The organism is Phaeobacter sp. CAU 1743 (assembly GCF_039839315.1).
GTDB lineage: Bacteria > Pseudomonadota > Alphaproteobacteria > Rhodobacterales > Rhodobacteraceae > Phycobacter > Phycobacter gallaeciensis_A.
This window is the reverse complement of the sequence record NZ_JBDOQR010000019.1, coordinates 1-22,151: the sequence shown is the minus strand read 5'-3', so window position 1 is coordinate 22,151 and position 22,151 is coordinate 1. Positions and strand designations below refer to the sequence as shown.

Below are 22,151 nucleotides of genomic sequence, written 5' to 3'. Positions count from 1 at the left end.
GAAAAATAGACCAGATGGAAGCTTTGAAACCATGCTCTCGCCCATCCGCGCAGGCCAGCATACGTTGCGAAATCGTGTCATCATGGGGTCGATGCACACGCGGTTGGAAACCGAGCCCGACGGCATAGCCAAACAGATCGCATTTTACGCCGAGCGTGCGCGGGGGGAGGCGGCGATTCTGGTCACCGGCGGGTTTTCGCCCAATGCCGAGGGCATATTCGATCCAGAAGGTCCGAGAATCGATGACCCGGAAGAAGCGCTTGACCTGCGCCCGATCTGCGAGGCGGTGCAGGCCGAAGGCAGCCTGATCTGCGCACAACTCCTCCACGCCGGGCGCTATGCCAAGATCGAAGGGTGTGTGGCCCCGTCGCCGATCCGCGCTCCGATCAACCGTTTCATCCCGCGTGAAATGACCGAAGCCGACATTCTCCGTACCATCGAGGATTTTGCCGTGGCGGCCGCCAATGCGCAGGCCGCAGGCTTTGATGGCGTCGAGATCATGGGGTCCGAAGGATACCTGATCAACGAATTCACCGTCACCCACACCAACAAGCGCCAAGACGACTGGGGCGGCAGCGCCGCGAACCGCCACCGATTCCCGGTCGAGATCGTGCGCGCGGTGCGCGAACGTTGCGGCCCCGACTTTCTGGTCATCTACCGGATTTCGGCGGCCGATCTGGTCGAGGGCGGCGCGCCCGCCGATGAAATTGCCGCACTGGCCCGCAAGATCGAGGCTGCGGGTGCGGATATCCTGAACACCGGCATCGGCTGGCATGAGGCCCGCGTGCCGACGATCGCCTACCCGGTGCCGCGCGGTGCCTGGCGCAAGGCGGCAGCCAACGTCAAAGCGGCGGTGTCGATCCCGGTAGTCGCCTCGAACCGGATCAACACACCCCAGCTTGCAGAAGACATACTTGCCTCTGGCGATGCGGACATGATCTCGATGGCGCGCCCGTTTCTGGCCGATCCGCATTTCGTGAAAAAGACGCGCGAGGGCCGCGCAGACGAGATCAACACCTGCATTGCCTGCAACCAGGCCTGCCTGGATTTCATTTTTTCGGACCGGCCGGTCGGATGTCTGGTCAATCCAAGGGCCGGGCGTGAAACGGAATTCCGGGATACGCCAACCGACACGCCAAAGAAAGTGGCCGTCGTTGGCGGTGGTGCCGCGGGCATGGCCACAGCCGCCGAGGCGGCGCGGCTGGGCCACGATGTCACCCTGTTCGAAGCGCAGGACAAATTGGGCGGTCAGCTGAATCTGGCCCGCGCCGCACCAGGCAAGGACGAATTCGACGAAACCCTGCGGTATTATGCCGGTCAGATGCAGAAACACGGGGTCACGCAGCGTCTGGGACAGCGGGCAGAGGCGAGCGATCTTGAGGGATTTGACCATGTGGTCATCGCCACCGGGGTCACGCCGCGCATTCCCGACCTGCCGGGTATCGACCATCCCAGCGTCGCGACCTACGCCGAAATTCTGTCCGGTGACCGCGAGGCGGGCGACCGTGTCGTGGTGATGGGGGCGGGGGGCATCGGTCATGATGTGGCCGAGTTCCTAGTGACCAAACCCGCCGAGACCGCGAATTCCGACGTCTTTTGCGAAACCTGGGGTGTGGACCCCGAATTTGTCTCCTCGGGTGCCCTGGCGGGCGACCCTCTGGCACCGAAGCCGTCGCGCCGCAAGGTCGTCATGCTGCAGCGCAAGACCGCTAAACCGGGCGCGGGGCTTGGTGTTTCGACAGGGTGGATCCTGCGCAACGCGCTGCGCAAACATGGGGTCGAGGCAATGGGCGGGGTGACCTATGAACATATCGACGATGCGGGGCTGCACATCGTCGCGGACGGAAACCCGACGGTCATCGCAGCCGATACAATTGTGCTGTGCACCGGTCAGGAACCGGAACGAGCCCTGGCCAAAGAGGTTGTAGCGCGCGGCGTCCCGGTTACGATGATCGGCGGGGCAAAGGAGGCCGCCGAACTGGATGCGCTGCGCGCCATTGATGAGGGCGTGCGCCTGGCGCAGGATCTCTGAACCGAGGCTCGGGCAAGGGGGAAACTATGCTGACCGACGTCATCCGCGCGGGGCGCGCTGATCTGTATTCGATCTTTCGAACCCGCGCACATGACTGCGCCCGCGCCCTCGCCATCGAGGACGGCAGCAGGAAACTGACCTATGCAGAACTGCTGGAGCGGGTCGATCGTCTGGCGGCTGTCTTTCTGGCACGAGGCGTGGCGCCCGGAGACAGGATCGCGATCCTGTCGCATAACCGCTCAGAATACCTGGAGGTCGAACTTGCAGCAGCGGGAATCGGCGCGATCGTCGCCTGTCTGAACTGGCGGCTTGCCCCCGATGAACTGCGGCACTGCATCGATCTGGTCGAGCCGGTTCTCGCGGTTGTCGAACCGGAACTTTCAGAAGCTTACCGCGCCGTCGCGTCGACACCCTGTCTAACCGTCGGGCCAGACCTGGAAACGGCCATTGCCGGGGTCGAGCCGGACCCGCGCACCGGAACCATGGTTGACGACCCCGAGGCCGGTCTGACGATCCTCTATACCTCGGGGACCACGGGCCTGCCCAAGGGGGCGCATATCAGCCACCGCGCGCATATCGCCCGATCCATGGTTTTTGCGGCCCAGCTGGCGCTGGATCCCGGCGACGGGTTCATCGCCTGGGCGCCGATGTTCCACATGGCCTCCACCGATCATGCGCTGGCAACGATCCTGCGGGGCGGGACCGTGGTGATGGTGGACGGGCTGCAGCCCGCCGTCATCAACGAGGCGCTGTCACGCCACAGGATCGGCTGGTTCGTGATGATGCCCGGGGCACTGGAGGCTTTTATTAACGAACGGCACGCCAACCCTTTGCCGCTGAAGGGGATCAAGGTTTGCGGCGCAATGGCTGATCTGGTGCCGCCGCATCAGATCGCGGAACTGACCGGTCTTCTGGACACGCCCTATCTGAATTCCTTCGGGGCGACCGAAACCGGCCTGCCGCCGGGAACCGCCGATCTGATCGCGCCGGGTGTGACCCCGGACCGGCTGTCCAAGCGCATCAGCGCCTTTTGCGAGGTGCGGCTGGTCGATCCCGACGACCGCGAAGTCCCCGATGGAACGCCGGGCGAAATGGCGCTTCGGGGTTCGACGCTGTTTTCCGGGTACTGGAACGCCGACGACACCAATGCCCGTGACTTTCGCAACGGCTTTTTCCACATGGGCGATCTGTTCCGGCGCAATGCGGACGGCACCGTCGACTTTGTGGATCGGGCGAAATACCTGATCAAGACCGGAGGTGAAAACGTCTATCCGGCGGAAATCGAACGTGTGCTTCTTTCCCATCCCGATGTGATCGATGCTGCCGTGGTCAGGGCCTTCGACGCGAAATGGGGGGAAAGCCCGGTGGCCTTTGTCGCCTGTGACGATGACGGGCCGGATGCCGAGGCGCTGCTGAACTTGTGCCGCGAAAGCCTGGCTGGCTATAAGCGACCGCGCGAAATTCGCTTCATCGCGTTCGAGGACTTTCCCAGATCGACCAGCGGAAAGGTCCAGCGGCATATCCTCGAAGCCCGGCTCGCAGATTAATTTTCGCTCTGACCCGATCGTCACCCCGCCACGCCCGTTCGCCCCACTAGCGATATAAGCGTTCCTTTCATCGTTGCGATGAGCTTCTCATCCCCGCCCTTTGGAGTAGCCCCCTGAAAGAGGTCCACCAACTGGGATAGATTGACCCGCGATTGATGTGCTGCCCTCTGTCGGACCACAGGGCTGCGGGTATTCCGGGGGATTGAGCTCAGGAGGATTCTTCGATCCCTAAGCCATTAATCAGCGCGATCGGTGGTTTGTTCCAGGTTGCGCTGTGGGAGCAGCAGGTAACCCGGCGCTTCGCACGGACGGGCATGGAATGCCGGCAAGTGCCGGTTGACGCTGCTGCGGGCCTTCAAGGGAAAGTCGGCGACTATCCGATGTGCGGGACAAAGCGGACATTCGCCAAGCGACCTCAAACGTCCGGTTCTGTACTGCGGCCCGACAAAACGATATCAAGTGATCAGCGGTCAGCCGATCGCACCTGTGTAACTGTCTTCTTCGGCCCTCCTGTCTGCATGATCTGGGACAGGTAAGAATTGCGCCGTCTGATGAAGTCACGCAGAAGGGTCGGGTAATCTTCACTGACGGCATTCTTCACAGAAACCCGACGCTCCAGTTCATGTCGCCAGGCCCTTACACGGGCAAGCCCTGTGAAGACGCCAAACTCTCCGATGGTGTCAAAAACGTCGAAATAGCGGAAGACCGGGCCGAATACGACATCGACGAGGCTGAACCGGTGGCCATCGAACCATGGTCCCTCCCCAAGCTCCGCGTCCAGCCGAAGGAACTTTGAGCGGAGCGCCGCCACTTTTTCTTCCAACGCTTTCTCGTTCGGCGCCGAGTAGAACCCCGCAATGTCGTTCAAGACAGCAGATCCAAATTCAATCCAGGCACGGTGGCGGGCGCGATCGAGAGCGTCGTGCGGATGGAGCGCGTGGGGTTGTGTATCCTCAAGATATTCGAGGATAACCGCAGATTCGAAAATCGGCGTCCCGTCCACAACCAGGACAGGCGTCTTGCCCAGCGGAGATATGGCAAGAAACCAGTCGGGCTTGTTCGAAAGATCGATGTCAGTTCTCTCGAACGTGACACCTTTCTCAGTGAGCGAGATCGCCGCGCGCTGCACATATGGGCAGAGCGCATGGCTAATGAGGTGGAGGCTCATGTTGTCTCTCCCGCCATCTGCACGTTACCGGGCGCGAAGGAAGGGCTGAGGGCGAAACGGCCGTCGCCCAGAAGCCCTTGCACGATGGCAAGCAGCGTCAGATAGGCCGGGTATTCCCACCCGCCGTTCTCGTATCCGAACATCCAGCCGTTTCCGGAGTGAGCCCAGGTCGCACCGGCCAGGATGGGCACGGTCGCCGATGCGACCCACCGAGCCTGTACGCCGAGGACCAAAAGGGCACCGGCAATCGCCTCGACTGCAAAGACCATATAAGCAAACCAGCCGGGCAGCCCGATCGAAATGAAGAACTGCGCCGTTCCGGGAAGTGTGAAAATGAAGAGCTTGAGAAACAGGCTGTGCGCCAGGAACATGATCCCGAGTGCTATACGGAGCAGGAATATCCCAAATTCTGTGAGGTGCGATTGTGACATGATATGATCCCATATGTCGATGCATTGGCATCTATATATGCCGCGTCATATGCCGCGTCAAGGTTGATGCACTTACATGTACATGATAGGTGCTGGGTATGAACGAGATTGACCATGCTACTGAGGCCGCCTGGACAGCCCTCATGACTAAAAGCCGCGTTTTGCTTGAGGCTGTCGAAACGTCTCTGAAATCGGCAGGATACCCGCCACTTGCATGGTATGACGCGCTTCTGGAACTCGAGAAGGCAGGCCCAGACGGACTCCGGCCATTCGAACTCAAAGACCGGATTTTGTTACCCCAATACGGTACATCGCGGTTGCTGAACCGTATGGTGAAAGCAGGGCTGGTGGACCGACAGGACTGCTTGGAAGATGGGCGAGGTCAAAACATTTCTATCTCTGAAAAGGGTAAATCTGTCAGGAGGGCGATGTGGCCGATCTATGAACGGGTTCTGTCGGAAAGGATCGGCGCAAAGCTGAAACCCAAAGACGCCGCTCAATTGGCCACGCTACTCTCAAGGCTCTGAAGTCTCGGTCGACTGACGCGAAACCTGTCTGTGACTTTCCACGCTAAGTGGCCCTGAATTTTTTTTCACGTTAATTGGCCGACAGTTGCCTATGTCGGTGTGCGAAGGGTGTTTCGGGCTGTTTCGACGTCCTTTCGCATCCAACAGACTTCTGCGTGATCGTTGATAAATCCCATGGCCTGCATGAATGCATATACGGTGGTCGGTCCCACGAATTTGAAGCCAAGCTTTCGTAGGTCTTTGGAAAGGGTCTCGGACGCTGGTGATTTGGACCGCATTTGTGGCAGTGCGTCGTCCTTGGCAGGTTCATATAGCCAGATGAATGGGTCACGTCCCTTGGAGAGGTGTAACTCTGGGTCGCGCCCTTGATGGCGTCCGCGTTCCGCATGAGGCGCTGTAGGACGGCATCAAGGGCGCGGTGGTCATCGGAAAATTTTCGGTAGGGTCGGGTTGCTGAACCAACCTGAACCGAAGGAAGACCCCGATGACCAAACCCATGATGGACCTGCGAGAGCTTGTGGAGAAGAGCGCAGACGCCGATCTTCTTCGAGATATGATCGGTTTTGCCGCCGAGCGGCTGATGGAACTCGAGGTTGGCGCGAAGACAGGCGCCGACTATGGCGAGAAGAATCCGGCACGGCTTGTGCAGCGGAACGGTTACCGAGATCGGGACTGGCAGACGCGGGCCGGGAACGTGGAGTTGCGCATCCCAAAGCTGCGCAGCGGCAGCTATTTCCCGTCCTTTCTCGAGCCGCGCCGGGCCACCGAGAAGGCCCTGACGGCGGTCATTCAGGAGGCCTATGTCCACGGCGTCTCGACCCGATCCATGGACGATCTGGTCCAGGCGATGGGCGGGACCGGCATCTCGAAGAGCCAGGTCAGCCGCCTGTGCGAGGAAATCGACGAACGCGTCGATACTTTTCTCACCCGCCCGATCGAGGGCGAATGGCCCTACCTCTGGATCGACGCCACCTATCTCAAGGTCCGACAGGGCGGTCGTATCGTCTCCGTCGCCGTGACCATTGCCGTCGGCGTCAACACGGACGGGCGCCGCGAGGTGCTGGGCATGTCCATCGGGCCGTCCGAGGCCGAGTGCGCATTCCGGGGAACTCGGCCACTCATTCCGACAACATTCGGCCACCTGGTCCGAAGTATTCGGCCACCTTTGACGCGTTGCCGTGAGGCATAGGTTTCCGGGTATCAGGTTTGGGGGATTTCGTCATCCATTTTGGCGATGGTCTTGCGCATGGATTGTCCTTCGAGTTCGAGGCGGTAGGCATTGTGAACGATGCGGTCGAGGATGGCGTCCGCGAAGGTCGGCTCTCCGATGACCTCGTGCCATGCCTTGATGGGCAGCTGGCTGGTGATCATGGTTGAGCCGCGACCGTAGCGGTCTTCGACGATCTCCATCAGGTCGCGGCGCTGCGGTGCGGTCAGCCGGTCCGGCCCCCAATCATCGAGGATCAGCAGCTGGGTTTTCGTGAGACTGCGGAACAGGCGGGGGAAGCGACCATCGCCATGGGCCATTTCGAGTTCCTCGAAGAGGCGTGGCATGCGTTTGTAGAGCACGGTGGTGCCATCGCGGCAGGCGGCCTGCGCCAGCGCGCAGCCCAGCCATGTCTTGCCGACCCCGCAGGGGCCGGTGATGATCAGGTTGCGCTTGTCGGCGATCCATTTGCCTGTGAGCAGGCTTTGGAAGAGGGCTTTGTCGAGGCCACGGCGGGCGCGGTAATCGACATCTTCTGGACAGGCGCCCACATGGCGCAACCTGGCGACCCGCATGCGGGTCTCGAAGCGCTTGGTTTCCCGACTGGCGGCCTCTCGATCAATGAGCAGGCCCAGCCATTCGGCATGGCTCAATTCAGCGGCGCTGTCCTGCCTCTGCAATTCGGCAAAGGCTTCGGCCATGCCGTCGAGGCGCAGGGCTTTCAGGTGGTCGAGGGTCGGATGGTTGAGCATGATCTGTCCTTTTCTCAGTGGAAGTAATCGGCGCCACGGATGTTGGGGTGGGTGATTGCAGGCTCCTCCGTGGCACGGGTGCGGGGCTTGCGCTCCAGCCCATTCTTCAGGATCGAATGGACCGACGAATAGGAATAGGCGTTGATCTCGAGCGCCCGCTTGCAGGCGGCGTCAAGGCGGTCCCGGCCGAACTTGTCGGCCAGCCGGAGCACGCCCAGGCATGTGCGGTAGCCCTGTTCGGGGTGCTTGCGACCGCGCATCACCACCTCGGCGAAGATCGCCACATTGGGACCCACACGGGCGGCCCGGGCATGGATGCGCTGCGGCGTCCAGTCTTCGCGGAACCGGTGATGGGTGGGCATATGATCCCGCTGGGTGGAATGCTGTCCGTTGCCGGAGGTCCGGACATGCGAAGCCACGCGTTGTCCGCCGTGGAAAGCCTCGACGGTGCGGGCGGTGATGCGGACCCACAGCTCTTTCTTCACCAGTTGGTGCGGCACGGAATAGTAATGTCGGCCGATTGCAATGTGGTAATCGATCCCCGCGCGGCACGTCTTCCATTCGGCATAGACGTAGGGCTCGGTCGGCAGCGGCTTCAGGGCTGGCCTGTCCAGCTGTTCGAACAGCTGCCGACGGCTGGCGCCAAGGTGGCGGGAGACCTTGTTGTTGAGCCTGTCCAGCAACGGGCGGATGGCAGCGTTTACTTCCTCGAGGCTGAAGAATTGCCGGTTGCGCAGCCGCGCCAGGATCCAGCGCTCGACCAGCAGGACTGCGCTCTCGACCTTCGCCTTGTCCTTCGGCTTGCGCGGCCTCGCGGGAACCACGGCGGTGTCGTAATGCGCGGCCAAATCCGCGTAGGTGCGGTTGACCTCCGGGTCGTAGAAGCAGGCCTTGGTGACGCCGGCCTTCAAATTGTCGGGCACCACTTGGGCGGCCACGCCGCCGAAGAAGGAAAAAGCCCGTACGTGGCTGGAGATCCAATCCGGAAGCGCCTGGGACCAGGTCGCCTCGGTGTAGGTGAAGTTGGAAGCGCCGAGGGTGGCGACAAACAGCTGAGCGGCGCGCACCTCGCCGGTCTCGGGGTCGATCACGTCAATCGTGGCACCGGCATAGTCGACGAACAACCGCTCGCCTGCGGGATGGCGCTGGCGCATCACCGGCGTCAGCTTGCCTTCCCAGCGGGTATAGAGCTCGCAAAACCGACTGTACCCATAGCCTTCAGGATTATCGGCGCGATACTCCTCCCACAGCAAGCGAAGCGTCACGCCTTTGCGCCGCAGTTCTCGGTGAACGTATGCCCAATCTGGCTGAAATGCGCGCCGCGCCGCCTCCCGGGCAGTTCGCGGATAGAGGAGCCGCTCAAGGTCCGCATCCGACATCTCCGGCGGCAGCGGCCAGCTTAAGCCTGCCTCCTGGGCACGCTCCAGATAACCCTGCAGCGTGGTGCGGCCAATCGCCAGGCTCGCCGCCATCTGGCGGGTCGACAGGCCCTCGGCTGAAAGTCGTATTACGTCTCGTATCTTCCGCATCGGCAATCTCTTCATCGTGCTCCCTCCGATCCCAAAAGAACCGCAAGGTAGCGGGCTGCTGATCGCCTCACAGCAACACGTCAGAGAGGTGGCCGGATGTTCCGGATTCAGTGGCCAGGTAAAATCGGTAGGGGTGGCCGGATGTTTTTGGAATGGGTGGCCGGATCAAACCGGATTACGCAAACCGTTCCGGGTGGGCGAAAATCCACCGGCGAAATGCAAGTTATCTTTTCAGATAGGTATCTTACGGTTCATGCGGCGATGCGGCACGAACAGCAATTTCTTCCAAGATTCTGTCGATCTCGCCCCATATGCGTGGTTCCACCTGACCGCGGATCAGAGCCCATTTACTCAAGACGTCGAGGGGGTCGTGGTCCCGGAGGAGGACACCCAGGCTGGCTGCATCTACTGCCAGAGATGTCCGGGCCTGCCACTGCGTGTTTCGAGTGCGCCGCTCCTCCGCGACTGGCGCGAAGACCGGCGACAGTTGCCAGCCTTTGACTGCACGGCGCAGGGCGGCACGCACCACATGTGCTGGCTCAACACCACAAGTTTCTAGCGCAGCTTCCTGTCGTTCGAGTGCGTTGACCCTGATGTCGATCTTCCGGGTCGGGCTCAATGCGCGCGCGGATACGGGAGCTCTCAGGCTGGTATGCGGGTCAGAGCTTTCCGAGGTGACTTGGTGCGGCGCCACGGTACCTCCCGGCACAAGCTTTGACTCGTGCCGATCCGCGTCAACGTCAGTGGCTGGGGTGCCTGTCTTTGTTGCTGTGACCTGTGCCTCATTTTCCTTCCCGGGAATCTCGCGGTCACCCTGTTGCAGGGTGGCGGCGTAGGCTGGGTCGGGCCTGGTGATGGTCGGGATCTTCTTGCGCAATCGACTGTCCTCACGCAGCAAGAATATTGTTGAGGATGTCCGTCGCCTCCTCAAGAGCCTCGACGACATGACGTACATGTGGACGCATCAGAGGGTTTGGATCAGATTGCTTTTCCAGCGCCAAGGCGTGGAGAAGTCCCTTCTGATCCATCTCCTTGTAAGTGTTCCGCCGCATCATGACGGTCTCAATCACCGGAAAACGGGTGAGCGCTTCTTCAATCAGGGCGGCGTCAGCACGGGTCGTTTTCGGGTCAACCATGTTGAGGACGACGTGGTGGCGCGGAAGGCTAGAGGGGTCGTCAACACGGGATTTCAGTTTCTCAAACCAATCAGCTGTCTGCGCTCCGACATCGAAATCAGACGTTGACAGCATGACGGGCGTCACAATGTGGTCCGCAAGCACGGCGATGCCGTCTGACCATTCGGCACCGACCCCTGCGGTATCGATGAAGATGAAGTCTGCCGTGCCTGCCATGTAGACCTGATCGATCTGATCCTCAACACCCGCCACGCTTTCGACGATGGCCGAGCAGAGAAGCGGCGAACTCAGCCCACCGGCTTGCGCCCGAGTATGCCAGGCCCCGAGTACTCTCGTGCTGTCCGTGTCGATCAACATCACTCTGCGTCCGGCAGCGATCGCGGCGCTGATCAAGGCGCGTGAAAGCGTCGTTTTTCCACTGCCCCCTTTCCGGGCCATCGCTGCGATCACCACAAGATTTTCGTTCGGCATTCTGATCCTCCGCAAAAATAGTGAATCGCAACGATAATGCAAAAATGTCGCTAAACACATGAGGCGGAGGGGTCAAGCAGAAGTCGGGATGCGACCCGCGTTTGGCATGCAGCGGGTGGCGTTGTGCGATGACCGTGCGACGCCTGCCGTGGCGCCTTCAGCATTCGTCGCGGGGCACCACACACCCTCCAAATGTCGGGATGCGCTTGGCGATGTGCTGCGGACGGACTGCAGGTGACGGATAGCGTGCGCCAGACGACGGGAGGCAGTCTCGCGTATGTCGTTCTGCGGGTGACGCTAGACGGTCAGCACGCGGCAAAACCCGTCTTGCGGGGTGCAAGAGACGGGGCGCGCAAGACGCGATGCGCGGTGCGGAGACCGCATCGCGTGGTGCAATGAGCGCGAAGCGCGATCCATTTGACAAAGGACGGGAAATCGCCCCTGCAGGGCAATTTTCTACATTGAGTACAAGCCCTTATAGCCGACTCCACTTGCGTTGGGAGTCGGCGGGCTTGTACGAAGTTGGCAAGAAATAGGAACGTTAACTTCAAAATGCCCCGCCGCCGCAGACTGTCAGAGATCGAGCGATCGACCATCGCCCAGGAGCGCCGGAACGGCGTCTCCGCGGCGTCATTGGCCGCGCGCTACGATGTCAGCCTGAAGACGATCTACAACGTGGTGAACCACCGGGATGAGCGTCAGACAGCTAACGGCAGCCGATCGCGGGTTGTGGGGATCCGGGTCTCGGACGACGACCTGCGCCGGTTCGACGCGGCGCTGTCGCGGCGCGGGATCGCGCACCGCTCGGATGCCATGCGCCGCCTGATGCTGGCGGCCGAAGGTGTCTTCCTGCCCGACGACGAGATGTGCGACGAGTTGCGCAGCCTCGGCGCCGCGCTCAATCGGGTCGGCAACAACGTGAACCAGATCGCGCGACGTCTGAACGAGGCCAAGGTGCGGGGTGAGAGACTGTCCTACCCGGCCTCAAGTCACCGCGACGTCCGCGCCCTTGCGGGTCTGGTCTTCGATCTGGCCGACCAGGTCCAGGAGATGTCGCGTGCGCGGCGCAGCCTGCTGGACCTTGAAATCAGCTCTGCCTTGGCGGGTCTCGCCGAGAGGGATGAGAATGGCGCGCAGTGACCGGGTCCGGGGCATCGATCCCGCGCTCTTTGACCGCGGCTGGAGCCAGGTGTCGGGATCCTGGCAGGGACTTTCCAAGGGCGCGCAGATGGTCCGGGCAGCGCGCGGCTATTCGCCAGCGATCTTCAAGGCCATTTCGAAAGGGGGCTGCCACACCGGGGCGCAGCTACGGGCTCAGCTCACATATCTCACGACGAAGTCGACCCATATCCTCGACAGCCGCGGCACCCATGACGGGAAGAAGCAGCTCTCGGAAGCCGAGATCAAGCGCGTGGCGAGGCGGTTCGAGAACCAGTGGAACGAGCGCTACAGCCCCAAGCTTGGCCATACGTCGCATCTGCTGATGGCATTCCCGGTTGGAACGAGCGGCGACGAAGTGCGCGATATCACCCAAGCTGTTTGCGAGAGGTTCTTTCAAGGTGAGGGGTCGCAATTCGACTATATTGCTGCAATACACCAAGATCGCGCACATCCACATGCGCATATCGTTCTGAACCGCCGCAGCAAGGATGGCGAAATGTTCTTTCTCGGGAAGGATCATCACTTCAACTACGACGCCTTTCGCGAGGCGATGGTTGAGGCGGCCCAAGTTCATGGGATCCGCCTCGAGGCGACGCGCCGTCTGGATCGCGGCGTCACGACCTACCGCGCCGAGATCGATGAAATCTACAAGGCTCGTGACGAAGGCCGTCCCCCAGTCGAGCGCCAGAGAACCGGTGCTGACCTGGCGGCCGCTCTGGAAACCGTCAGGCACAACGCGTTGATCTACCGCGGGCTCGCGGCGGAGGCGTCACGCTCGAATTTCGACGACGTGGCCGAAGCGCTCGAGCGGGCCAGCACCATCCTTGCCAGTGGCGGTCAGATTCAATCTGACGGAGCCATCTACATGTCCCAAGACGAAGCAGCGTTCGACACGCTGATCACCGAGTTTTCTCAGAACATTCGCCAGATCGAGGCGGCGATCGACAGGGCGCCGGCGGCCGAGAGGCCGGTGATCGAGCGCAAGCTAACCGACGTTCTGGCCTCGGTCGCGCATTTGAACCCGCTTGGGGATCGCTCCGCCGCGCTGGTCGATGCCCCGTCCCGGGACGGCATCTATGCAATGCCGAACTTAAGTGAAGATCACCTCGTGCGTCTTGACGATGGCGAGGTGGCACCAAAACTGGCCGAGGCATTGCAAGGCACAGGCATCGATGCCGAGGCTGTGGCCGCGCGCCTCCGGGAAGGGGCGGGAAATGCCGCATTGGAACGCCAGTGGCTGGCACAGGATCTTCAGGCGATTGCCAAAGAAGGTGGCCTCGATCTGGAGAAATCTGCGGACCGGGAAGAAGCGCTCGACCGGCTGGAAGCCACGCATGTTCGGTTGGGCGATGTTCTGACCGATGTACGCGTCCTTCGTGCGCCAACCGAGGTCGACGAGGTGGATGACGCTGAGGAAGTGCTCGGTGAGCGGTTGGCGGCACCAGGGGGTGATCTCGTGAAGGACGGGTCCGACATTTTTGCCCCATCGGAGCGGCAGGCGTTCAGGGCGCTGGTGGCGCAGTTCCGCCGGACGGATTTCGATCATCCGTTCTCCGACGACCCGTCTGTAAGGCGGGCCGGCGCCGTGGAGGTTGAAGAGGCCCGCGTCGCGTTCGGCGCCTATGCGCAGAGATCTCCGCAGCATGCCGAATTGGCCTCGATGGCTTGGGAACAGATGACTGACAGTCGAATGCCGTCGCAATATGCGGTATCGGAGCAGGACCGCACGCTTCATGCTGGCGACATGGACCTCGCCTTGCGGGATCCTTCGGATCATCTCGGTCCGATTACCGAAGAGCTCCGCACCCTCGCCCGCTATCGCACGGAGATGCCGGATGACGAGTTCGGGCAGGCCGTTAGGCGCGAAATCAATCACCTTCGTTCGCTCGGCGCGTCGCGTGCCTATATCAGCGAACGCAGTTTCGAGATCGAGGACCAGGCGCGACAAGACTACGCCGAGCGCCGGTATCTGGTAGAGACAGCGCCAACCGTCATGGCCTTTGTGCGAAACGCCGACGTCGAGGGCCCGCTCTCTGAGTCAGAGCAGCAGGACATCGTCCGGCAGATAAACGAGCGACTAAGCCCCGACGCAATCGACGCGCTGCGGGCCGGTAACGCGGACGTCCTGGACACATTCACCGAGGATCCGTTGCGCCAGCTGGAACTCGCCAAGACCTATCTCCAGAGCAGCGAGGTCACCGCGCATGGCCCAGCCATGGAGCGCGTTCTCGATGCTCTGGCCGAAGAGCAGATCGAGGGGCAGCGTGCGCGCCACGCCGCGGCACATGGTGAGAAGGGGATCACCCATGGATAAAGGCAAGATTGCCCTAGGAGTGTTGAGCCTCGTGCTGGTCGGTCTCGCCATGGGCTATGTCGTGGCGACCGGCTTTGTCATGTTCCGCTATGGGCTTTCTCCCACGCGTTTAGACGTCACCCTGCTTGCCCGCGAATATCGGGGTCTGTCTCAGTCTGCACCGAAAGACTTCCTCTGGGTGAACCTCATCCTTGGCGGCTTCGGCCTGGCATCGCTCATGCTGAGCGTCACGCTTCTGGGGGATGCATTGACCCGCTTCGGGACGACGCATTGGCAGACCCGCGGTGAGATGAAGAGGAACGGTTTCTTTGCCAAGCCCGGCGGCGGCTTCCTTCTGGGCAAGCTCGGCTCCCCGAAATCCAAGCGCCCGTTCCTAGTCTCAAAAACCTTCCCCCACGCGCTGATCGTGGCGCCTACAGGCCGGGGCAAGGGCGTGGGGTTCGTGATCCCGAACCTGCTGACCTACAAGGGCTCGGCCGTGGTGCTCGACGTGAAAGGCGAGAACTTCCGCGAGACCTCGCGCTTCCGCGCCAGCATGGGCGACAAGGTTTTCCGTTTCGCGCCGACCGACTGGGACCGACCGACGCATCGCTACAACCCGCTTGCGCGCATCGCGGCCATGACCAACCCCGACCGGCAGCAGATGGAGCTGAAACTCACCGCGAAGCTCTTCCTGCAGACCGACAATGAAAAGCTGAGCGGGCTTTTGGCCGGGGGTATCGACCTCTTCGTTGCGGCCGGCCTTCTGGCCTTCGAGCGCGGCGTGCCGACCATCGGCGAGATCTATCGCATCACAGCCTCGGGGGGCGACAAGCAGAAGGAATACCTGAAGCGTTCACAGGAGGTGAAGAACAAGTCGGCCAAACTGATCTTCGAGCGTATGGCATCGACCAACAACGACACCCTCACTTCCTACCTCTCCCTCCTGATGACATCGGGTCTCGACACTTGGGACAACCGCGCGATTGACGCGGCCACCGCGACCTCTGACTTCTCATTCCGGGATATCCGCCGCCGCCCACATGCGATCTATCTTGTGGTCGAATCCGAGATGATCCGCCCGCTTGCCCCGCTGATCCGCCTCTTCTTTTCGGACCTGATTGCCTCGCTGCAAGCACACGAACCCGGCGATGACGAGCCTTGGCCGGTCATGATCATGCTCGACGAGTTTGACCGGCTCGGGAAAATGCCAATCGTCGCCGAGAGCATCAAGACGCTGCGTTCCTACGGCGGTAACCTCGCCATCGTAACCCAGACCATCCCCGCGCTGGACGAGATCTATGGTGAAAACACCCGCAGGTCGCTGCAGGGCGGCGCCGGGGTAAAGCTCTACCTCACCCCGTCCGAGCAGAAGACCATCGAGGAATTGAGCCAGGCTGTCGGCAAGACCACCAAGCGTGTGGTGACCAGGTCCCGCGCTGTTGGACGTAATCCGTTCGAAGGACGTAGCGTCTCGGAGAGGACCGAGGACACCCCGCTCCTGACCGAAGATCAGGCCCGGCGCATGGATCTCGACGAGGTCATTCTCGTGATCGATGCGCAGATGCCGATCCGCGCGAGAAGGGTGAAGTATTTCGAGGACCCGGCTTTGAAGGTTCTGCACGCCGGTCAATCGGGAAGCTTCCCATATCCGGACGAGGAAGGCCTTCGGTGGGACCGACAGATGTCCGAGACTCGCGAGACGGTCGAGAAGCTGAAGCAGGAGCTGCAGGAAGTGCGGGCGGCCGCAGGCGCAAATGGTTCTGGGGTAGCGACCTCACCGGCAACGGCGGAGATGCCCGCATCGAATACGCAGAGTTCCACGGCTTCGCGGCCAGATCGTGCGCGGGGTCGAGCAGCTCGCGCGGGAGCTAGTGGAGGTGGGCCAGTGCAGTTGTCATTTGATCCGGTGGGGCTGGGGCTTAAGGAGCCAGACAGGGCCGCGCTGACGGGGGCTGTTCAAACGACGAGGGCGATACTCGCGGAGTACAAATGATCGAACGTCCGAGACTGTGCCGAATTTTGTGCCTGACGCGTTTTCTTACGTCATTGGGAAGCGTTCTTCGAACATGATGGCGAGCTGGCTTCTGACAGCGTGCCATTCGCGCACCGAGCGCTTCCACTCGGTGGATGTAGCATTGAGCGCCAGATAGATCAATTTCGCCGCTGCGTCGTCGCTTGGGAAGTGGCCCCGGGTTCTGACCGCGCGGCGGATTTTCGAGTTCAAGGCCTCAATGGAATTCGTGGTGTAGATCAGCCTGCGCACCTCGGGCGGGTAGTCGAGGAACGGGATGACCTCGTTCCAAGCCCGGCGCCAGCTGGGCGCGATCGCCGGATACCGCTTGGCCAGATCGCTATCCTCGAACTCTGCCAGGGCCAGTTCGGCTGCGTCAGCATCCACCGCCGTGTAGATCGCCTTGAGAGCGGCGGCGACGGCCTTGCGGTCCTTGTAACTGGCGAAGTTCATGGAATGGCGCAGGAGGTGGACTATACAGGTCTGAATCCGCGTCTGGGGAAAGGCGGCCTCAATCGCCTGAGGGAAGCCCTTCAGCCCGTCTACGACGGCGATGAGGATGTCCTGGACGCCCCGGTTGCGCAGGTCGCTGAGAACCTTGGCCCAGAACTTCGCGCCCTCATTGGCCTGGAACCACAGGCCTAGAACGTCCCGCGTGCCGTCCGGCAAAACCGCCAAGGCCACGAAGACCGCCTTGTTCGAGACCGCCCCGTCGCTGCGGATATTGACCCGGATCGCGTCCATGAAGACGATCGGGTAGCAGGGCTCCAAGGGGCGGTTCTGCCATGCGGTGACCTCCTCCATGACCGCGTCAGTGATCGCCGAAATCAAGCTCGGCGATGCCTCGACGCCGTAGATTTCCTCGATATGACCCTGGATCTCGCGGGTCGTCATCCCCCGGGCATACATGCTGACGATCTTGCGGTCGAACTCGGGAAAGCGGCGCTGATATTTGGCGATCAACAGCGGATCGAAGGTGCCGTTGCGGTCGCGCGGAATGTTCAGGACAACCTTGCCGCTGTCGGTGGTCACCGTCTTCTGGCTGCGCCCATTGCGGCGATTGGGGGTCTGGTTCTGGCCCTCAGGCGCTTCCTCGGCGCGCTCTTCATCGAGATGGACGTCCATCTCCGTGCTAAGCGCGCGTTCCGCCAGCGCCTTGGTCAGTTCCGCCAGAATGCCGGTCTTGCCAAACAGATCGCCAGGCGAGCGGCCTTCCATCAGCCGGTCCAGTAGGTCTTTGTCGATGCTCATACGTGGGTCTCCTCTGAGAGCAGTTACCACGTCAGCGCACAAAATTCAGGATAGTCCCGAACGTGAATCGCTCCGGTTTCATCGGAGACCTATAGCTTCATTTCACGCGACCATATCGAGCACGTCGCGCTGTGCATAGAAGTTCTCTTCGGCTTCGGCTGGCGGAATATTTCCGATGGGGCCAAGCAGGCGCCGGTTGTTAAACCAGTCGACCCATCCGAGCGTAGCCATTTCAAGATCCTGCATATTGCGCCACGGCCCTTGGCGGTGGACCAGCTCCGTTTTGTAGAGGCCGTTAATGGTTTCAGCGAGGGCGTTGTCATACGAGTCACCAACACTGCCGACCGATGGCTCAATGCCAGCTTCGGCCAAACGCTCGGTGTATCGAATGGATAAATATTGCCCGCCGCGATCCGAATGATGAATCAATCCGCCCTTCTGGACCGGCCGTCGTTCATGCAGAGCTTGTTCCAAGGCGTCGAGAACAAAGTCTGTCTTGGCAGACCGCGAGACCCGCCATCCGACAATGCGATCAGCGAATGTGTCGATGACGAAGGCTACATAGACAAAGCCCTGCCATGTTGACACGTAGGTAAAATCACTGACCCAGAGCATGTTCGGCGCAGGCGCCCGGAACTGACGGTTCACCTTATCGCGCGGACAGGGTCCCGACGTGTCTGGAACCGTTGTTTTGACCACCTTGCCGCGCACAGCCCCACGGATGCCGATCTGTTTCATCAGGCGCTCCACAGTGCAGCGCGCCAGTTCGAAGCCCTCACGCTTGAGCTGATGCCACGCCTTGCGGACCCCGTAGACCTGATAGTTTTCATCCCAGACCCTTTTGATCTCTGGTCGCAATTCCGCATCCCGCTGCTGTCGGGCAGATGCCTTGGAAGGATCAGCCCGACATGCGAGGCGGTGGTAAAATGTTGACGGCGCGATCGGCAGAACTCTGCAGATCGACTCGACACCGTAAACAACGCGTTGATCTTCTATGAAGGCGATCATCGCTTCAGTGGGCGGTCGAGTTCCGCCTGCGCAAAATAAGCTGATGCCTTGCGCAGGATCTCGTTCGCCTGGCGCAGCTCGCGAACCTCACGTTCCAGGGCCTTGATCCGGTTCCGTTCCTCAGTAGTCACGCCATCGCGCATGCCGCTGTCTTTCTCAGCCTGCTTGACCCATTCGCGCAGGGTTTGAGGAATACAGCCAATCTTGGGTGCAATGGCCGCAATCGCGCCCGCCTGCGTTTCGTATGAGCCCTGATGCTCGAACACCATTCGGACCGCACGCGCGCGGACCTCAGGCGAGTAGCGATTTGACATCTTGCTTTTCGTCATAACCATCATCCTTACTTAAGTTGATGGTCTCCGACAAACTCGGAGCGATTCAAACGTCCCTCTGGGCTCATTTGTGACCGGCTAGACTTTGTTGAACGGCACCTTCCCTTGTAGACCTCGCAAAAGTTGTGCCTGATGGCAATGTACTCGATAATGGGAGGTGCGAGCTTGTTCATCCAACGTGCGGTTATCAGAAACTACCGCTGCCTTAAGCAGGCAAATGTCACCTTCAATAACGAACTGAACGTCATTGTTGGAAACAACGAGAGTGGAAAATCCACCCTCCTTGAAGCGATTCACCTAGCGCTTACTGGTCAACTCAATGGCCGACCCCTACAGATCGAGCTTCATCCCTATCTGTTCAATCTCGATCACGTTCTTGAGTACATCGAAGCGCTAAATAACGGTCAAGCTCCAGAACCGCCATCGATCCTCATCGAGGTGTACCTCGCCGACGATCCAGCTCTTACAAAGCTCAAAGGCAATAACAACACTCTTGGAATCGATCTTCCTGGCGTATCACTCCTAATTGAACTCAATCCTGCGCATGCAGAGGACTTTGCTCTGTACGTCTCCGATCCTTCCGAAATTCGAACGATCCCAATGGAGTATTACTGGATAAAGTGGAGGGATTTCGCCGAGAACGACATTCTAAACTCGCGCGCCATTCCTCTTCACGCGAGCTTGATCGATGCCAGCACGATTAAGAACAATGCGGGAGCCAGCCGCTACGTCATCAACATCGTGAAGGAGAGCCTTACCTCGAAGGAGAAGGTGGACCTTGCTCTGACTTATCGGCTCATGAAGGACCGTTTTCTTGAAGAGCCTAAGGTCAAAACGATTAACGACACGCTCGCGTCGAAGAAGGGAAGTATCAGCGACAAGGTTATCTCTGTTTCGCTTGACACGTCCGCTCGGGCGAACTGGGAGGCAGGAATCATGCCTCACCTGGACGACAAACCCTTGCCACTCGTCGGGAAAGGCGAGCAGAATTCGGTCAAGATCAAGCTTGCGATGGAGACGTCGGCAAAATCCCACATCATCTTGATTGAAGAAGCTGAAAATCACCTCTCCTACGCCAGTCTCAATGAGCTAATTGGCCACATCGCGACAAATGCCGGCTCGCGGCAGATATTCATCACGACGCATAGCAGCTTCGTTCTTAACAAGCTTGGTGTGGAGTCCGTCCTCCTGTTCCTCCGTGGCGAGGGTGCGCGCCTGACCGACCTGCAGGATAAGACTACGCAGGACTATTTTATGAAGCTGCCGGGGCACGACACGCTACGGCTCATCCTCGCAAAGCGGTCAATTCTCGTGGAGGGGCCGTCAGACGAGTTGATTGTCCAACGAGCCTACCAGATCAAGCACGGCAAGATGCCATTAGAGGATGGGGTTGATGTGATTGCCGTAAATTCGCTTGCCTTCAAGCGCTTCCTCGAAATTGCGGTCCTCCTGAAAAAGACTGTCGATGTCGTGACCGATAACGATGCTGATGTCGCGGCACTCGAAAAAAAATATGCCGACTACCTAGACTCCGATATCGTCAAGATCCAATACGATAAAGACGAGCAGGCCCATACGCTTGAGCCACAGCTCTTGAAGAAGAACGGCCTGGCAAAGATCAATGACGTCCTCGGCAAGGCCTTCGTAGATGAAGCATCTGCTATCGAGCACATGGTCAAAAACAAGGCTGAGACCGGCCTGAAATTCTTCGAAACGAAAGTAGAGTGGTCGCCTCCGGACTATATCGCCCGTGCCCTCCGCTAATCGCATCGTAATATCCGCCGCCGGAGGCGGAAAGACCACGCGAGTCGTCGATCAGGCGTTGGCGTGGGAGCAAGGGCGGGGTGCAACGGCCCTGATCACCTATACTCGCAACAATGTCCGAGAAATGCACCTCAAGGCATACTCACGCGTACGCACCATTCCGTCCCATGTAGAGGTCATCTCTTGGTACACATTTCTGCTTCGGGAGCTTGCCCGCCCCTATCGTTCAGCCATGCATTCGAGTAGGATTGACGGCATTCATTGGGTTGAAGGGAGGTCTGTTCCTTACATTCCCGAAGCGCGGACCCGCAGTCATTACTTCCTCGATGGCTCCCAGATTTATTCGGACAAAATCGCAAAGTTCGTTTGTCAATGTGACCGGCAAACGGGTGGCGCGATCATGCGACGACTTAAGCAACGCTTCAGCCATATCATCATCGATGAAATACAAGACATGGCGGGGTACGACCTCGACCTTTTGGAGTTGCTGCTAAACGCGGGCGTCTCGGTCACCTTTGTTGGTGACCATAGGCAGGCAACCTTTTCCACGAACAACGCTTCGAAAAATAAAGCGTTTGCGGGTCCGGCCATCATCAATAAGTTCGAGCTATGGAAGAAACAGGGGCTCGTTGAGCTCGAGTACGAAACCCACACATACCGCTGCAACCAAACCATAGCGGACCTGGGCGACGGCTTTTTCCCGAACGAGCCGAAGACGGTTTCGCGCAATGATACGGTGACGGGACACGATGGAGTGTTTCTCGTAGGTAGCGCAGATGTTGGTGAATACGTGAACTGTTTCGCGCCACAGGTGCTCCGGTACTCCGCGGCGACCAAGTGTGATCCCCACGAAGCTATGAATTTTGGCGAGTCAAAGGGCCTGACCTTTGAGCGGGTCCTGATCTACCCGCACGGGCCGGCTCGTAAATGGCTTGCGTCGGGCGACATCAGTCATGTCGCGAAATCCGCGGCGAAAATGTATGTGGCCGCCACACGAGCTCGATACAGCGTGGCCTTCGTCTACGGCGGCAAAGTCTGCAATGTGGCTGCTACTAAATGGATGTCCGAATGACCCAAGCTTTTGGCAGGAAAGAATGACCGAAAAGTCTGCGACCAGTTTCGTTCTCAATCACGATCGCCTTGCATCGGCGAGCGACGACTACGCAGCAGAACCGACCTTTAAAGCATGTCTGAATGCGCATGGTATGTATGAAACCATGCGGTTCGTGCTGCGCCTAAGTCCGCGAAATCATGAACTTATGGAGAGAATCGAGTCGAACGAATTTGAAACAAGCGCCGCCCCAGCTGATGTAGTGCAGGCTTACTCGACCTACATCCACGAGACTATTCACTGGTGGCAGCATGTCGGATCGACATCGGGTCTGCTGTTCAGCCTCAGCTTGAACCGCCCCGGGTTTGCCGGAGAGTTTTTTGTTCAAAACTTAGGCGACGTGATCAAGAGCGTTTATGCTTGCGTAGAAAGTTTCCTCCACTTCTTGCGGCGGCCGATAGCCGATGGCGCCATGTA

Annotated in this window: 17 protein-coding genes, 2 pseudogenes and 1 other annotated feature; of the genes and pseudogenes, 10 read left to right on the top strand and 9 right to left on the bottom strand. The window is 60.0% G+C overall.

All coding sequences use genetic code 11. The features are described from left to right. Positions 1 to 31 precede the first annotated feature (31 nt). Together AAFO90_RS09540 and AAFO90_RS09535 are read left to right on the top strand one after the other, a co-directional pair. Positions 32 to 2,032 carry an NADPH-dependent 2,4-dienoyl-CoA reductase gene (locus tag AAFO90_RS09540; RefSeq protein WP_036051597.1) on the top strand — a complete coding sequence of 667 codons (2,001 nt, stop codon included), beginning with the start codon at positions 32 to 34 and terminating at the stop codon, positions 2,030 to 2,032. Between the two features lie 26 nt (positions 2,033 to 2,058). Further along, positions 2,059 to 3,579, top strand: coding sequence for an AMP-binding protein (locus AAFO90_RS09535; protein ID WP_027264406.1), 1,521 nt, complete (start codon positions 2,059 to 2,061; stop codon positions 3,577 to 3,579). A gap of 463 nt (positions 3,580 to 4,042) precedes the next feature. On the opposite strand, the gene AAFO90_RS09530 is transcribed toward AAFO90_RS09535, so the two are convergent. Then, positions 4,043 to 4,747 carry a glutathione S-transferase family protein gene (locus tag AAFO90_RS09530; protein WP_027264407.1) on the bottom strand — a complete coding sequence of 235 codons (705 nt, stop codon included), beginning with the start codon at positions 4,745 to 4,747 and terminating at the stop codon, positions 4,043 to 4,045. After that, complete coding sequence (locus tag AAFO90_RS09525) at positions 4,744 to 5,178, bottom strand: DoxX family protein (protein ID WP_036051600.1); 435 nt, start codon at positions 5,176 to 5,178, stop codon at positions 4,744 to 4,746. The genes AAFO90_RS09530 and AAFO90_RS09525 overlap by 4 nt, the downstream gene beginning before the upstream one ends. Positions 5,179 to 5,276: 98 nt before the next feature. On the opposite strand from AAFO90_RS09525, the gene AAFO90_RS09520 reads away from it, so the two are divergent. Further along, positions 5,277 to 5,705 carry a helix-turn-helix domain-containing protein gene (locus AAFO90_RS09520; RefSeq protein WP_036051603.1) on the top strand — a complete coding sequence of 143 codons (429 nt, stop codon included), beginning with the start codon at positions 5,277 to 5,279 and terminating at the stop codon, positions 5,703 to 5,705. 89 nt (positions 5,706 to 5,794) lie between these two features. Here the strand turns inward: AAFO90_RS09520 and AAFO90_RS09515 are convergent, their stop codons facing one another. Further along, on the bottom strand, positions 5,795 to 5,992 hold the full coding sequence (locus tag AAFO90_RS09515) for a DNA-3-methyladenine glycosylase I (RefSeq protein WP_258095275.1): 198 nt from the start codon (positions 5,990 to 5,992) through the stop codon (positions 5,795 to 5,797). 197 nt (positions 5,993 to 6,189) lie between these two features. Here AAFO90_RS09515 and AAFO90_RS09510 point away from each other — a divergent pair. Next, a pseudogene (locus AAFO90_RS09510) lies at positions 6,190 to 6,798 on the top strand (transposase); the annotation flags it as partial. Positions 6,799 to 6,905: 107 nt separating this feature from the next. On the opposite strand, the gene istB reads toward AAFO90_RS09510, so the two are convergent. From istB to AAFO90_RS09490, 4 genes are all read right to left on the bottom strand, one after another. Continuing rightward, positions 6,906 to 7,664, bottom strand: a complete 759-nt coding sequence (istB, locus tag AAFO90_RS09505; protein WP_347509268.1) for an IS21-like element helper ATPase IstB — start codon at positions 7,662 to 7,664, stop codon at positions 6,906 to 6,908. Positions 7,665 to 7,678: 14 nt separating this feature from the next. After that, positions 7,679 to 9,208 (bottom strand): IS21 family transposase, encoded by a 1,530-nt coding sequence (gene istA, locus AAFO90_RS09500; RefSeq protein ID WP_347509267.1) that lies wholly within the window; start codon positions 9,206 to 9,208, stop codon positions 7,679 to 7,681. Between the two features lie 229 nt (positions 9,209 to 9,437). Next, on the bottom strand, positions 9,438 to 10,070 hold the full coding sequence (locus AAFO90_RS09495; protein ID WP_347509266.1) for a hypothetical protein: 633 nt from the start codon (positions 10,068 to 10,070) through the stop codon (positions 9,438 to 9,440). Between the two features lie 10 nt (positions 10,071 to 10,080). Then, positions 10,081 to 10,800 (bottom strand): division plane positioning ATPase MipZ, encoded by a 720-nt coding sequence (locus AAFO90_RS09490; protein ID WP_347509265.1) that lies wholly within the window; start codon positions 10,798 to 10,800, stop codon positions 10,081 to 10,083. A gap of 552 nt (positions 10,801 to 11,352) precedes the next feature. Between AAFO90_RS09490 and mobC the strand changes: the two genes are divergently transcribed. Genes mobC through AAFO90_RS09475 form a run of 3 tightly spaced genes read left to right on the top strand, consistent with a single transcriptional unit; the run spans position 11,353 to position 16,250 of the window. Next, the gene (mobC, locus tag AAFO90_RS09485) at positions 11,353 to 11,940 is read left to right on the top strand and encodes a plasmid mobilization relaxosome protein MobC (RefSeq protein WP_347509264.1); all 588 of its coding nucleotides are present in this window, start codon (positions 11,353 to 11,355) and stop codon (positions 11,938 to 11,940) included. Beyond that, positions 11,927 to 14,275, top strand: a complete 2,349-nt coding sequence (locus AAFO90_RS09480) for a relaxase/mobilization nuclease domain-containing protein (RefSeq protein ID WP_347509263.1) — start codon at positions 11,927 to 11,929, stop codon at positions 14,273 to 14,275. The genes mobC and AAFO90_RS09480 overlap by 14 nt, the downstream gene beginning before the upstream one ends. After that, on the top strand, positions 14,268 to 16,250 hold the full coding sequence (locus AAFO90_RS09475) for a type IV secretory system conjugative DNA transfer family protein (RefSeq protein ID WP_347509262.1): 1,983 nt from the start codon (positions 14,268 to 14,270) through the stop codon (positions 16,248 to 16,250). The genes AAFO90_RS09480 and AAFO90_RS09475 overlap by 8 nt, the downstream gene beginning before the upstream one ends. A gap of 45 nt (positions 16,251 to 16,295) precedes the next feature. On the opposite strand, the gene AAFO90_RS09470 is transcribed toward AAFO90_RS09475, so the two are convergent. Both AAFO90_RS09470 and AAFO90_RS09465 read right to left on the bottom strand, forming a co-directional pair. Next, positions 16,296 to 17,519 carry an IS256 family transposase gene (locus AAFO90_RS09470; protein ID WP_347509261.1) on the bottom strand — a complete coding sequence of 408 codons (1,224 nt, stop codon included), beginning with the start codon at positions 17,517 to 17,519 and terminating at the stop codon, positions 16,296 to 16,298. A 102-nt stretch (positions 17,520 to 17,621) separates the two neighbouring features. Beyond that, positions 17,622 to 18,856 (bottom strand): IS3 family transposase gene (locus AAFO90_RS09465; RefSeq protein WP_347509260.1). Its coding sequence is split into 2 segments (ribosomal slippage): positions 17,622 to 18,562 and positions 18,562 to 18,856, totalling 1,236 coding nucleotides; the frame shifts between segments, so codons are not numbered across the junction. After that, positions 18,453 to 18,569, bottom strand: a sequence feature (AL1L pseudoknot). Its footprint overlaps the gene before it by 117 nt. 168 nt (positions 18,857 to 19,024) lie before the next feature. Between AAFO90_RS09465 and AAFO90_RS09460 the strand changes: the two genes are divergently transcribed. The 3 genes and pseudogenes from AAFO90_RS09460 to AAFO90_RS09450 all read left to right on the top strand — a co-directional run. Next, positions 19,025 to 20,623, top strand: coding sequence for an AAA family ATPase (locus AAFO90_RS09460; RefSeq protein WP_347509259.1), 1,599 nt, complete (start codon positions 19,025 to 19,027; stop codon positions 20,621 to 20,623). Then, positions 20,610 to 21,695 (top strand): UvrD-helicase domain-containing protein, encoded by a 1,086-nt coding sequence (locus AAFO90_RS09455; protein WP_347509258.1) that lies wholly within the window; start codon positions 20,610 to 20,612, stop codon positions 21,693 to 21,695. Before AAFO90_RS09460 ends, AAFO90_RS09455 begins: the two co-directional genes overlap by 14 nt. Positions 21,696 to 21,717: 22 nt before the next feature. Beyond that, a pseudogene (locus AAFO90_RS09450) lies at positions 21,718 to 22,151 on the top strand (hypothetical protein); the annotation flags it as partial.

Excerpts from the sequence above, each read along its gene's own strand:
- istB (WP_347509268.1), bottom strand. The coding sequence starts at position 7,664 with ATGCTCAACCATCCGACCCTCGACCACCTGAAAGCCCTGCGCCTCGAC.
- AAFO90_RS09475 (WP_347509262.1), top strand. The coding sequence starts at position 14,268 with ATGGATAAAGGCAAGATTGCCCTAGGAGTGTTGAGCCTCGTGCTGGTC.
- AAFO90_RS09470 (WP_347509261.1), bottom strand. The coding sequence starts at position 17,519 with ATGAGCATCGACAAAGACCTACTGGACCGGCTGATGGAAGGCCGCTCG.
- AAFO90_RS09530 (WP_027264407.1), bottom strand. The coding sequence starts at position 4,747 with ATGAGCCTCCACCTCATTAGCCATGCGCTCTGCCCATATGTGCAGCGC.
- mobC (WP_347509264.1), top strand. The coding sequence starts at position 11,353 with ATGCCCCGCCGCCGCAGACTGTCAGAGATCGAGCGATCGACCATCGCC.
- AAFO90_RS09480 (WP_347509263.1), top strand. The coding sequence starts at position 11,927 with ATGGCGCGCAGTGACCGGGTCCGGGGCATCGATCCCGCGCTCTTTGAC.
- AAFO90_RS09535 (WP_027264406.1), top strand. The coding sequence starts at position 2,059 with ATGCTGACCGACGTCATCCGCGCGGGGCGCGCTGATCTGTATTCGATC.
- AAFO90_RS09520 (WP_036051603.1), top strand. The coding sequence starts at position 5,277 with ATGAACGAGATTGACCATGCTACTGAGGCCGCCTGGACAGCCCTCATG.
- AAFO90_RS09525 (WP_036051600.1), bottom strand. The coding sequence starts at position 5,178 with ATGTCACAATCGCACCTCACAGAATTTGGGATATTCCTGCTCCGTATA.
- AAFO90_RS09490 (WP_347509265.1), bottom strand. The coding sequence starts at position 10,800 with ATGCCGAACGAAAATCTTGTGGTGATCGCAGCGATGGCCCGGAAAGGG.
- istA (WP_347509267.1), bottom strand. The coding sequence starts at position 9,208 with ATGAAGAGATTGCCGATGCGGAAGATACGAGACGTAATACGACTTTCA.
- AAFO90_RS09540 (WP_036051597.1), top strand. The coding sequence starts at position 32 with ATGCTCTCGCCCATCCGCGCAGGCCAGCATACGTTGCGAAATCGTGTC.